Annotated in this window: 11 protein-coding genes; 7 read left to right on the top strand and 4 right to left on the bottom strand. The window is 71.2% G+C overall.

What is annotated here, in order from left to right; all coding sequences use genetic code 11:
* Positions 1-81 precede the first annotated feature (81 nt).
* Positions 82-468 (bottom strand): hypothetical protein, encoded by a 387-nt coding sequence (locus ABZE72_RS04400; protein WP_372727804.1) that lies wholly within the window; start codon positions 466-468, stop codon positions 82-84.
* Positions 469-559: 91 nt separating this feature from the next.
* On the opposite strand from ABZE72_RS04400, the gene ABZE72_RS04395 reads away from it, so the two are divergent.
* Both ABZE72_RS04395 and ABZE72_RS04390 read left to right on the top strand, forming a co-directional pair.
* Entirely contained in the window at positions 560-1,306 is a 747-nt protein-coding gene (locus ABZE72_RS04395; RefSeq protein ID WP_372727803.1) for an SDR family oxidoreductase, read from the top strand.
* A gap of 50 nt (positions 1,307-1,356) precedes the next feature.
* Positions 1,357-2,046 (top strand): aspartate/glutamate racemase family protein, encoded by a 690-nt coding sequence (locus tag ABZE72_RS04390; RefSeq protein ID WP_372727802.1) that lies wholly within the window; start codon positions 1,357-1,359, stop codon positions 2,044-2,046.
* A 30-nt stretch (positions 2,047-2,076) separates the two neighbouring features.
* On the opposite strand, the gene ABZE72_RS04385 is transcribed toward ABZE72_RS04390, so the two are convergent.
* Entirely contained in the window at positions 2,077-3,426 is a 1,350-nt protein-coding gene (locus tag ABZE72_RS04385; protein WP_372727801.1) for a protealysin inhibitor emfourin, read from the bottom strand.
* 204 nt (positions 3,427-3,630) lie between these two features.
* Here ABZE72_RS04385 and typA point away from each other — a divergent pair, with 204 nt between their 5' ends.
* Positions 3,631-5,523: a translational GTPase TypA gene (typA, locus tag ABZE72_RS04380; RefSeq protein ID WP_372727800.1), complete on the top strand. Its 1,893-nt coding sequence runs from the start codon at positions 3,631-3,633 to the stop codon at positions 5,521-5,523.
* A gap of 195 nt (positions 5,524-5,718) precedes the next feature.
* Here the strand turns inward: typA and ABZE72_RS04375 are convergent, their stop codons facing one another.
* A complete protein-coding gene (locus ABZE72_RS04375; protein WP_372727799.1) occupies positions 5,719-6,453 on the bottom strand; it encodes a CAP domain-containing protein in 735 nt (244 codons plus the stop codon).
* A gap of 302 nt (positions 6,454-6,755) precedes the next feature.
* On the opposite strand from ABZE72_RS04375, the gene ABZE72_RS04370 reads away from it, so the two are divergent.
* Together ABZE72_RS04370 and ABZE72_RS04365 are read left to right on the top strand one after the other, a co-directional pair.
* Positions 6,756-7,109: a hypothetical protein gene (locus ABZE72_RS04370; RefSeq protein ID WP_372727798.1), complete on the top strand. Its 354-nt coding sequence runs from the start codon at positions 6,756-6,758 to the stop codon at positions 7,107-7,109.
* Between the two features lie 7 nt (positions 7,110-7,116).
* Positions 7,117-8,121, top strand: a complete 1,005-nt coding sequence (locus tag ABZE72_RS04365; protein ID WP_372727797.1) for a TIGR03617 family F420-dependent LLM class oxidoreductase — start codon at positions 7,117-7,119, stop codon at positions 8,119-8,121.
* A 9-nt stretch (positions 8,122-8,130) separates the two neighbouring features.
* On the opposite strand, the gene ABZE72_RS04360 is transcribed toward ABZE72_RS04365, so the two are convergent.
* Entirely contained in the window at positions 8,131-9,441 is a 1,311-nt protein-coding gene (locus ABZE72_RS04360) for an MFS transporter (RefSeq protein WP_372727796.1), read from the bottom strand.
* Between the two features lie 113 nt (positions 9,442-9,554).
* Here ABZE72_RS04360 and ABZE72_RS04355 point away from each other — a divergent pair, with 113 nt between their 5' ends.
* Both ABZE72_RS04355 and ABZE72_RS04350 read left to right on the top strand, forming a co-directional pair.
* Positions 9,555-10,058, top strand: coding sequence for a MarR family winged helix-turn-helix transcriptional regulator (locus ABZE72_RS04355; RefSeq protein WP_372727795.1), 504 nt, complete (start codon positions 9,555-9,557; stop codon positions 10,056-10,058).
* Between the two features lie 184 nt (positions 10,059-10,242).
* Positions 10,243-12,272 (top strand): methylmalonyl-CoA mutase family protein (locus tag ABZE72_RS04350; protein WP_372727794.1); only part of this gene is annotated, 2,030 nt, incomplete at its 3' end.

The raw sequence follows: 12,272 nt of genomic DNA, 5'->3' as shown, positions 1-12,272 counted from the left end.
CGTCGACATGTTCCGCCAGAGCAAGAACCCCGGACACCTGCCCATGATTCCCGGGCATCGAAACCTGCGGCGTACGCCGGCTCAGCGGGCGTGCGCTCCGGCGTGCCGCACCCGGCGCGACCGTGCGGGCGCCGACCTCGTCCGCCGGGCGCCACGCAGCGCCAGCGTGATGGCGACCACGCCGGTGATGCCGTGCACCAGCACGGCGTCCGTCGCCGGGGCGATCACCTCCAGCACCGACCAGACCAGCAGCGGGAACGCGACCGCCACGATCACGCGCAGCCACGCGGCACTGCTGCTCACCAGCAGGGCGCCTGCCGCCGCCAGGGCCAGCCCGAGCAGGACGAACCCGGCCGGGCGCAGCACGCCCTCCCCCGCCTGGGTGCCGGCGAGGTCCAGGACGAGTCGCAGCAGCCAGAGCAGGCCGCCGACGAGACCGGTCAGGCGGGCGAACAGGGGCAGGGACATGACACTCCAGACACAGGACGCGGGGGATCGTCGACCTCCGAGTGTGCCACCAGAGCGGACCCGCCACCCTCGACCCGGCAGAATCGTGACCATGACCACTCGCCGTACCGCCGTCGTGACCGGAGCCAGCAGCGGGATCGGCGCGGCCACCGCGCGGGCTCTCGCCGCAGCCGGCTTCCGGGTCGTCTGCGCCGCCCGCCGACGGGACCGGATCCAGGCGCTGGCCGCCGAGATCGACGGGGTGGCCGTCACCTGCGACGTCACCTCGTCCGACTCCGTGCTCGCGCTGGCCCACGAGGTCGGCGAGGATCTGCACGTGCTGGTCAACAACGCCGGCGGCGCCTTCGGCTCCTCGCCCGTGGAGTCCGCCGACCCGGATCAGTGGCGGGCGATGTACGAGGTGAACGTGCTCGGCGTCCTGCACGTCACCCAGGCCCTGCTGCCGGCCCTGCGTGCCAGTGGGGACGGCCTGATCGTGAACGTCGGCTCGACGGCCGGCCGGATCGCCTACGAAGGCGCCGGCGGCTACACCGCGGCCAAGCACGGCACCCAGGTGGTCACCGAGACCCTGCGCCTCGAGCTCTGCGGCGAACCGATCCGGGTCTCGGAGGTCGCGCCGGGGATGGTGCGCACCGACGAGTTCTCCCTGGTGCGCTTCGACGGGGACCGGGAGAAGGCGGACGCGGTGTACGCCGGTGTGCCCGACCCGCTGGTGGCCGAGGACGTCGCGGACGCGATCGCCTGGATCGCCACCCGTCCCAGCCACGTGAACATCGACGAGCTGGTGATCCGCCCGCGCGCCCAGGCGGCCCAGCACAAGGTGCACCGCACCGGCTGACCCCGCGGGCACCGTCCCGCCGGGCCCGGACTGGTGGCAGACTGCGGGCCATGCAGACCATCGGACTCATCGGCGGGATGAGCTGGGAGAGCAGCGCCGTCTACTACCAGGGCCTCAACACCGGGGTCGAGGAACGCCTCGGCGGGCTGGCCTCGGCCAAGAGCGTGATGGCGTCGGTGAACTTCGCCGAGGTCACCGCCCTGCAGGAGCAGGAGCGATGGGACGACGTCGCCGAGATCCTGGCGGGCGCCGCCCGCGGGGTCGAGAGCGCCGGCGCGGACTTCCTGATGCTGTGCACCACGACCTTCCACCGGGTCGCGGAGCAGGTCGAGGCAGCCGTCGACATCCCGCTGCTGCACCTGGCCGACGTCGTGGCGCAGGCGTGCACCGAGCAGCGGCTGAGCTCGGTCGCCTTCCTGGGCACGACGTTCGCGATGTCCCGCTCCTTCTTCACCGACCGGATCGCCGGTCACGGTCTCGAGGTCCTCGTCCCCGACGAACGGCACCACGAGATGATCAACCGGGTCATCTACGACGAGCTCGTGCACGGCAAGGTGCTCGACACCTCGCGGCGTGCGATCGTCGAGCTGATCGAGGAGTTGTGGGACGCCGGCGCCGGCGGCGTCATCCTGGGCTGCACCGAGCTGGAGCTGCTCGTGCACCAGGCCGACAGCGAGCTGCCGGTCTTCCCCGCCACCCAGCTGCACGTCTCGGCCGCGCTGGACCGCGCACTCGCCTGAGCCGACCGCCCGCGAGGGCCGGTCCGGGTCCTAACGCTGCTCGAGCACGAGCGAGGCCAGGCGGCGCAGGTCGTCGGTCAGGTGCTGTTCGGGCACCACGAGGTGCGAGCCGCACAACGTGAACGCGTAGACGAACATGTCCGGGTGCGGCATCCCCGGCTTGGCAGCGCGCAGGTCGATCCGCTCCACCAGGCCGCGCAGCTCCTCGGCCCGCTCGTCACCGCTGCGCAGGTCGACCTGACCGTCGACGACCATCCCGGCGAACCCGCCACTGCGGCGCACCGCGACCAGGTCGGCCTCCTCGGCGTCTGCCCCGGACCCCGGCCCCGATCCGGTGGCACGACGCTGGCCTCGCCCGGACGCTGCCGCGACCGCGACCCCCACCTCGGCCCAGGCGTCGCGGACGACGCCGGCGTGGACGCCCGCGGCCGCCACGGTGGCCGCCGCGAAGCCGGCGAAGTCGGTGGTGGGTCGCACGGACCCGTTGGTCAGGGTCGCGAACCAGATCGCTCCGGCTCCCTCGGCGGCGCTCCCGCCGATCGCCGTCGCCGCCAGCTGGAAGGCCCGGTTGGGGATGCCCGAGTTGAGGTGCACTCCGCCGTTGTCGTCGGTGGTGTCGATGTAGTCGTCGAGGTGAGCGCCCTGCGGGTCCTTGCCCAGCACCGGGTCGTCGTACGCCGTGCCCGGGGCGGCCATGTCGCGCAGCCCTCGGGCGTTGATGCCGGGCACGAAGAGCCCCTCCCCGATCAGCCAGTCGCCCTCCTCGGCGCGCTGTCCCAGGAGACGCTGCTTGAGGCAGGCGGCGAAGACGTCGGAGACCGACTCGTTCAGCGCACCCGGCTGCCCCCGGTAGATCAGGCCGGCGCTGTACTCGGTGAACGCGTGGGCGAACTCGTGCCCCAGCACGTCGACCGGCTTGGTGAACCGTTCGAAGACGCGGCCGTCGCCGTCACCGAAGACCAGCTGGGTGCCGTCCCAGAACGCGTTGGCGTAGTCGCGACCGAAGTGCACCGTCAGACTCACCGGCGCGCCGGCACCGTCGTACGACGTGTGGCCGTAGACCTGCTCGAACATGGCCAGGGTGGCCCCGATCCCGTACGCCGCCTCGTCGACCGCGACGTCGCCGGACTCGCCGTCCCCCGGGCGTCGTACCGGATCGCCCGGCAGCGTCGTGCCCCGGCGGGCGTCGTGCACGGTCCAGGCGGCCTCGGCCAGCTCACCGGGGACCGGGGCCACCGAGCCCGGGGCCGGTGCGCGGGCTGCCCGCTCGGCGCGCAGCCGCTCGTCGATCGCCAGGGTGGCGAGGCAGGTGTCGGCGGCTTCGGCTCGCGAAGCGGCCACCTGCTGCAGGAGATAGGGAGGAAGGAACCGAGACGTCATCGCTCCAGACAACGTCACGATCAGGTGGTTCACAAGACCCGATCGGGGTGCTCGTGGGGCGGCTGGAGGGCGGCTGGAGGGCGGCTGAGGGGTGGTTGAGGGGCGGCTGGGGCGGTCCTGGGGCCGCAGGCAGGATGAGGGGAATCGGCGAGTGCGCCGATACGATGCGCTGAGTTCCCCACCGAAAGTGAGCACCGCTCCGCCATGTCTGGAAACACTGAACGCAGCGATCTGCGCAACGTCGCGATCGTCGCGCACGTCGACCACGGCAAGACGACTCTCGTCGATGCCATGCTTCGCCAGGCGGGTGCCTTCACCGAGCACCAGGCCGAGAGCGTCGCCGAGCGAGTCATGGACTCCGGCGACCTCGAGCGCGAGAAGGGCATCACGATCCTCGCCAAGAACACCGCGGTGCACTACGAGGGTCCTGCCGGTGGCGGCAAGCCGATGGTCATCAACATCATCGACACCCCCGGCCACGCCGACTTCGGTGGCGAGGTGGAGCGCGGCCTGTCGATGGTGGACGGCATCGTCCTGCTCGTCGACGCCTCCGAGGGTCCGCTGCCGCAGACCCGGTTCGTGCTGCGCAAGGCGCTCAACGCCGACATGCCGGTGATCCTCGTGGTCAACAAGACCGACCGTGGCGACGCCCGGATCGCCGAGGTCGTGGACGAGACCTACGAGCTGTTCATGGACCTGCTCGACGAGTCGCACAGCCAGGACGCCCTCGACTTCCCGGTCGTCTACGCCTCGGGCCGCGCCGGCATCGCCAGCCTGGAGCGCCCCGAGAACGGCACCATGCCCGAGGGCACCGACCTCGAGCCGCTGTTCAAGACGATCCTCGACACCATCCCCGCCCCGACGTACACCGAGGGCGCGCCGCTGCAGGCGCACGTGACCAACCTCGACGCCTCGCCGTTCCTCGGTCGACTGGCGCTGGTCCGGGTCCACCAGGGCACCCTGAAGAAGGGCCAGCAGGTCGCCTGGATGCGCCGCGACGGCTCGGTCAAGAACGTCAAGATCACCGAACTGCTGATCACCGAGGGCCTCGAGCGCAAGCCCGGCGAGTCCGCCGGCCCCGGCGACATCGTGGCGGTCGCCGGCATGCCCGAGATCACCATCGGCGAGACCCTGGCCGACGTCGAGAACCCGGTCGCCCTGCCACTGATCCACGTGGACGAGCCCGCGATCTCGATGACGATCGGGACCAACACCTCGCCGCTGGTCGGCCGGGTCAAGGGCTCGAAGGTCACCGCGCGCCTGGTCAAGGACCGCCTCGACCAGGAGCTCATCGGCAACGTGTCGCTCCGGGTGCTGCCCACCGAGCGTCCCGACGCCTGGGAGGTGCAGGGCCGCGGTGAGCTGGCGCTGGCGATCCTGGTGGAGCAGATGCGTCGCGAGGGCTTCGAGCTGACCGTCGGCAAGCCGCAGGTGGTCACCAAGGAGATCGACGGCAAGCTGCACGAGCCGTTCGAGCGCCTGACCATCGACGCCCCCGAGGAGTACCTCGGCGCGATCACCGAGCTGCTCGCCACCCGCAAGGGCCGGATGGAGCAGATGACCAACCACGGCACCGGCTGGGTCCGGATGGAGTTCATGGTCCCGGCGCGTGGCCTGATCGGCTTCCGCACCGAGTTCCTGACCGACACCCGCGGCACCGGCATCGCCCACGGCATCTCCGAGGGCTACGAGCCGTGGGCCGGCGAGATCCGCTCGCGGGTCAACGGCTCGCTGGTCGCGGACCGCAAGGGTGCGGCCACGGCGTACGCGATGACGAACCTGCAGGAGCGCGGGATCATGTTCGTCGAGCCGACGACCGAGGTCTACGAGGGCATGATCGTCGGTGAGAACTCGCGTGCCGACGACATGGACGTGAACATCACCAAGGAGAAGCAGCAGACCAACATCCGGTCCGCCACCTCGGACAACTTCGAGAAGCTCATCCCGCCGCGGCGCCTGTCGCTGGAGCAGTGCCTGGAGTTCTGCCGCGACGACGAGTGCGTCGAGGTCACCCCGGACATGGTGCGCATCCGCAAGGTCGTGCTGGACGCCAACGAGCGCGCGAAGACCGCCTCGAGGGCCCGCAAGTCCAAGTAGTTCGTTCGTTCCACCCGCCGACCCGTCCGAGATGCTTGGGCGGGTCGGTGGCGTTGTGGGGGCTGTGCACATCACTGGTTAACCAGTGAATCTGACCGACTCGACCGGAGTGCACCCAGAAAACACGCACTTCACCTGGGGAGTTATCCGGGTGAAGTGCGTGTTTCACACGTTAACCAGTGAATCCCCACCCCATCACGGCTGGAACAAACGCACCTTGTAGCTCCGGGTCGCTGACGCCGCGTGCCGGATGTGACGGACCGTCACCCGGTAGGTGCCGGGCGCCTTGACCCCGTCCACGTCGAAGACCAGGGTCGGCTCCGCGTACCCGTTCTGCGGCTTGTACGTCGTGACCGGCAGCCGCTTCGCGCCGCGTCGGACCACCACGCTGGCGCGGGAGAAATCCGTGTCGGCGTCACCCGAACTCAACGACCAGCGGCCCCGCGGCTCGAGAGGCGCCGGGAACCATCCCGGCGTGGGCCACGACACCCAGGCAGGGTCCGCGTTCGTCTTGTCCTGGGGTCCGAAGACGTCCAGGGCGTGGGTGGTGGACGTGAGCCCGCTGCCCATCACCTCGGCGTCCGGGTTGAGCACCCACCGGCGGTGCCCCACCACGGTGTTCCCCGCGCCCGGGTCGTCCATGTACAGCTTGATCGCCCCACCGGCGGTCATCCGCGGGTAACTGAGCGCCAGGTTCGACCGACCGGCCGCCGCCGCCCCGACTTGGGTCCAGCACTTCCAGCTCTTCGGGGGGTAGTGGCTCAGGCTCCGGTTGGCGGCCATGATCAGTGCCGCCTTCTGGGCCCGGGCAGACAGCTTCCTCGAGAAGCGCACCGGGTCGAGCCCGGCCATGGCGCGCGCGAAGTTGACCGACTCCAGGGTCGCCGCCTTCGCCTTGCGCGAGTCACGCCCGGGGCGACACCCCTTCACTCGGCCGGTCCACCCGGCGCTCTGGGAGAGGTTCGCATCCCAGCGAGTGCGCCACGCCTTCGCGACGGCCTCCCTGTCCGAGGTGTCGATCGGCTGGGCAACCGCGACAAGCCGATCGGCCGACCGAACCCCGGTCTCGCCGTCCGCTCCCGCCGCGGACAGCCCTCCCCCAGCCAGCCCTGCCGCGGATGGCACGAACAACGCGAGAACGACGGCGGGTCCGAGCATCCGAGGGCGCAACATGGGCCCCAACCTACGTTGTTCCCTGCTCGTTCGTGGGCGAGTTCGCCTACGCTCGCGCCATGACGAGCGACGTCGACGCCTACCTCCAACTCCTGCTCCAACTCGCTCGGACGGCGGGCTACGCGGCGGTCGCGGTCTACTGCTTCTCGCGCCTGTCCACCGGAGCCTGGGCCCGACTCGGCGCTCTCGGAGGAGCCACCGCCGGGACCATTTCGGCGGTCTACGCCCTGTCCCTGGTCCAGGTGCTGATGGCACAGAGCCACGCCGTCCACGAGTTCCTCCACCAGCACCGTCTGGCCCTCGTCCTCGACCTGGCCATGACCGTGGGAATCCTGATCGCGTTGACGGCTGTCGTGGCCGATCGCACGGGATCGCCGATCGGCTCCCGGCTGCCCTCCTCCCAGGACGCCTGAGCCGCCAGTGCTGCTCGACGTCCAGTTGGACGCCCGTCCCGATCTCGCCGCCGCCCGCGCCCGGGAACTCGCCGGTACCGGCGTGGCCGGGCTCTTCACGTTCGAGGGGCCCCACGACGTCTTCCTGCCGCTCTGCCAGGCAGCGGCGGCGGTCGAGACCGACCTGATGACGAACGTCGCCATCGCACTGCCCCGCAGCCCCCTCCACCTCGCCCACGCGGCGTACGACCTGCAACTGCTGTCGTCGGGCCGGTTCCGGCTCGGTCTGGGCTCCCAGATCCGCCCCCACATCGAGAACCGCTACGGCAGCACGTGGGACCGTCCGGCGGCCCGGATGCGGGAGATCGTCCTGGCGGTGAAGGCGATCCTGCAGTCCTGGCAGGACGGCACGCCGCTCGACGTCCGCGGCGAGTTCACCCGGCACACGCTGATGCCGCCGACCTTCCGTCCCGGCCCCAGCCCGTACGGCGTACCGCCCGTCCTGATGGGCGCCCTGGGACCGGTGATGACACGGACCGCGGCTGAGGTGGCGGACGGACTGCTGGTGATGCCGTTCCACAGCCACCGCCACTTCCGGGAGCGCACGCTGCCGGCCGTGGCCGACGGGCTGGGTCGGAGCGGGCGGTCCCGTGCGGACTTCGACCTGCTCCCCCAGGCGATCGTGGCGATGGGCGTCACCGACGAGCAGCTCGCGGCGGCCTCTGCCGGTGTGCGGACCCTGCTGGCCTTCTACGCCTCGACGCCGGCCTACCGCCCGGTGCTGGACGTGGAGGGGTGGGGGGAGCTGCAGCCGGAGCTCAACGCGCTCTCCAAGCGGGGCGACGTGGCGGCGATGGCCGCCCTGGTCGACGACACGATGCTCGAGACGCTGGCTGTGCGGGGCACCCCCGAGGAGTGCGCGGCCGAGCTCCGCCGTCGGTTCGGTGACGTCGCCGACCGCGTCTGCGCCTACTTCCCGGGGTACGACGCCCCGGTGGACGACATCGGGAACCTGGTGCAGGCGCTGCGCTGAGGTGGTCGCTCAGGCGGTCTGCTCGACCTCGTCGGCGACCGGGCGCCGCAGTTGGGGCGCCAGGGCCAGCAGCCCCAGCACGGGCAGCACCGCCAGGCCCGCGAGGCTGACGGCGATCCCGACGACGTCGCCGAACCCGCCCACCACCGCGGAGCCGACGCTCCCGCCGACCAGGAAGAGCAGCGTGGCGACGCCGAGGGCCACCCCTCGTACGTCGACCTCGACGGCCTCCCCGACCGCGGCGCTGAGCGCCGGCTGGCCGAGGCCGAAGGCGATGGTGACCAGCACGACCGCGAGCACGAGGACGGGGGCCGAGATCCAGGCTGCTCCCGCAGCCGCGATGAGCAGCGCGACGGAGGCGATGACCCCGGAGACGGCCAGCGAGGACGGGGCACCGATCCGGATCAGCAGCGGCCCGGTCCAACGGGGCACGAACAGCGCGACCACCGCGCTGGGCACCAGTGCCAGCCCCACCTGCCACGGCTCCCAGCCGTGGCGCACCAGGACGGCCGGCACGGCGATGAGCAGCGCGAACCAGGCGGCCGGTACGGCAGCTGCAGCAAGCGCGCTGCGGACCACGGCCGGGTTCCGGATCACCGTCAACGGGAGGAACCCGTGCGGGCGGTGCCGCACCCGGAGTGCGACCAGGGGGGCACCGAGCACGAGGAGCAGGACGCCGACCAGGGCGACGAGGACGCCGGTCGAGGGCGACTGGACCACCAGCACGAGCCCGGCCGCCGTACCGGCGACGAGGACGGCACCGAGGATGTCGAGCTTGGCGCCGGTGCCCTCGGCGGTCAGGGCCTTCCACAGGAACGGCAGCACCGCGACCCCCAGGATCGGCAGCGCCATCACGGCGCGCCAGCCGAAGGCGTGCTCGACCAGGCCTCCGACGAGCGGGCCGAGGCAGCTGATGGCCGCGGCGGTGCCGGCGAGTCGGCCGAAGGCCAGGCCACGGTCGGCGCCCTCGTAGCGGGCGGAGAGGACGGCCACCCCGAGGGTCGGGATCGCGGCAGCGCCCGCGCCCTGGAACAGCCGGGCGACGAGCAGGACGCCGTACGTCGGGGCGAGCGCTGCGACGAGCGCGCCGCCGACCATCAGTCCGATGCCCACCATCAGGGGCAGGCGGATCCCGACCAGGTCGGAGATCCGGCCGTAGACGGCGGTGGTGACGGCCAGCATCAGGGCGTAGAGGCTGATCGTCCAGGCGGCGACGCCGACGCTGACGCCGAGGTCGGCGCCCATCAGGGGCAGGGCGATCGCGGCGGAGGAGGACCCCATTCCGGCGAGGCCGAAGAGCAGTCCGAGCAGGAGGGACACTCGGCCCGAGTCGTCATGGGTCATGGCGGCTGAACACCGCGAAGGCCGCGGTCATTCCGTGCCAGACTCTGAGGACGTCCACGGATTCCGCCGTGACGCAGCCGAGGAGTGCCGTGAGCAGCAAGGAGCGCGACCCGATCGGGGAGGCGCACAAGCAGTGGGTCCGGCACGGCTGGGGCGACGCCGCCGACGGGATGGCCTTCGTCACCTCGATCACCCGGGTCCAGCAGCTGTTGATGGAGCGGATCGACGCGGTGCTGCGCCCGCTCGACCTGACGTTCGCGCGGTACGAGGTGCTGATGCTGCTGTCGTTCTCGTCGGCCGGCGCGATGCCGATGACCCGGATCGGCTCACTGCTCCAGGTGCACCCGACCAGCGTGACGAGTGCGGTCCACCGGTTGGAGAAGCAGGGGTTCGTCGAGCGGCGGCGCGATGACTCCGACCGTCGGCTGGTGCTCGCCGGGATCACCGAGCTGGGTCGGTCGGTGATCGAGCAGGCGACCGAGGGGTTGAACCGCGAGGTGTTCGGCAAGCCGGGGATCGACGCCGACAAGATGGCCCGGCTGACCGGCCTGTTGCGGACGTTCCGGGCGAACGCGGGCGACTTCGTCGGTTAGTCCCAGGAGTCGCAGGTTCATCACGGTATGCAGCCGAACCCGCGCTTCCCTTGGTCTGCAGAGCATGGGAAGCGCGGGTTGGTCTGCATACCGTGATGAACCTCCCCCAGCCAGTTTCCAATCCACGCCCCAGCACCTATCATCAGGTTAGTAGGACGTCCAACTATCTCCGCGAAGGCCTCCCATGACCGAGCTGCACAAGCCCGCGCATCCCGTCCGACTGGTGACGGCCTCGAGCCTCTTCGACGGCCACGACGCCTCGATCAACATCATGCGGCGGATCTTCCAGAGCCAGGGCGCCGAGGTCATCCACCTCGGTCACAACCGCTCCGTCCAGGAGGTCGTCGACGCCGCGCTCGAGGAGGACGTCCAGGGTGTCGCGGTCTCGTCGTACCAGGGCGGACACATCGAGTACTTCGAGTACCTCGTCGAGTCCCTGCGGGCCCAGGGCGCCGACCACATCCGGGTCGTGGGCGGCGGCGGTGGCGTCATCGTGCACGACGAGATCACCCGCCTGCGCGAGAGCGGCGTGACGATCTTCTCCCCCGAGGACGGCCAGCGGATGGGCCTGGTCGGGATGATCAACTCCGTCGTCGAGGACTGCGACTTCGACCTCTGGCAGCGCAAGCAGGTCAGCGCCGACGACGTGCTCAGCGGCGACCGGCTCGCCGTCGCCCGCGCCATCACCGGCGCCGAGCAGGGCCAGCTCTCCGACGACCTGCTCACCCAGGTCCGCTCCGCCAGTGCCGCCAGCGGCACCCCCGTCCTCGGCATCACCGGCACCGGCGGCTCCGGCAAGTCCTCGCTCACCGACGAGCTGGTACGACGCTTCCGCGTCGACCAGCAGGACAAGCTCCGGGTCGCGGTGATCGCCGTCGACCCGACCCGTCGCCGCGGCGGCGGCGCGCTGCTCGGCGACCGGATCCGGATGAACTCCCTCGACGGCGATCGCGCCTTCTTCCGCAGCCTCGCCACCCGCGGCGCCCACGAGCTGCCCGACCACCTGCCCGACGTCATCGACGTCGTCAAGGCCGCCGGCTTCGACCTCGTCATCGTGGAGACCCCCGGCATCGGCCAGGGCGACGCCGCGATCGTGCCGTTCGTCGACACCGCCATGTACGTGATGACGCCCGAGTTCGGTGCGGCCTCGCAGCTGGAGAAGATCGACATGCTCGACTTCGCCGACGTCGTGGCGATCAACAAGTTCGAGCGCCGCGGCGCCAAGGACGCGATGCGCGACGTCGCCCGCCAGCTGGTCCGCAACCGCGAGGCGTTCGGCCAGCGGCCCGAGGACATGCCGGTCTTCGGCACCTCGGCGGCCACCTTCAACGACGACGGCGTCACCGCGCTCTACCAGCACCTGCGCGAGCTCCTCGCCGAGAAGGGCCTCCCGGTCGCGGAGGGCACGCTCCCCCGCGTCGACGTCCGCCACTCCTCGGGGATCCGCCAGATCGTGCCGACCGACCGGGTCCGCTACCTGGCCGAGATCGCCGAGACCGTCCGCGGCTACCACGCCCGCACCGAGGAGCTCGCCGAGGCCGCGCGTCGTACCCAGCGCCTCGAACTGGTCTCCGCCGAGCTCGCCGACGAGGGCGCCGCGACCGACGGCGTCGAGCGTCTGCTGGAGAAGGCGCGCGCCGCGCTGCCCGCCGAGGTCGCCCAGCAGATCGAGCGGTGGCCCGCGGTGGTGGAGTCCTACTCGGGCGACGAGCAGGTCGTCGTCGTGCGCGACAAGGAGATCCACACCAAGCTGACCCGCGAGTCGCTCAGCGGCAACAAGATCCCCCGGGTGGCCCTGCCGCGCTTCGCCGACCACGGCGAGCTGGTCCGCTTCTGGCGCCGGGAGAACCTGCCCGGTTTCTTCCCCTACACCGCCGGCGTCTTCGTCTTCAAGCGCGACGGCGAGGACCCGGCCCGGATGTTCGCCGGCGAGGGCGACCCGTTCCGCACCAACCGCCGCTTCAAGCTGCTCTCCGCCGACGGCGAGGCCACCCGGCTGTCCACGGCGTTCGACTCGGTCACGCTCTACGGCCGCGACCCCGACCCCCGCCCCGACGTCTACGGCAAGGTCGGCACCTCCGGGGTCTCGGTGGCCACGCTCGAGGACATGAAGGCGCTCTACGACGGCTTCGACCTGGTCTCGCCCTCCACCAGCGTCTCGATGACGATCAACGGCCCCGCCCCGACCGTGCTGGCCTTCTTCCTCAACACGGT

The sequence above is a fragment of the Nocardioides sp. genome, assembly GCF_041600255.1.
GTDB lineage: Bacteria > Actinomycetota > Actinomycetes > Propionibacteriales > Nocardioidaceae > Nocardioides.
This window is presented reverse-complemented; position numbering and strand designations above follow the sequence as displayed.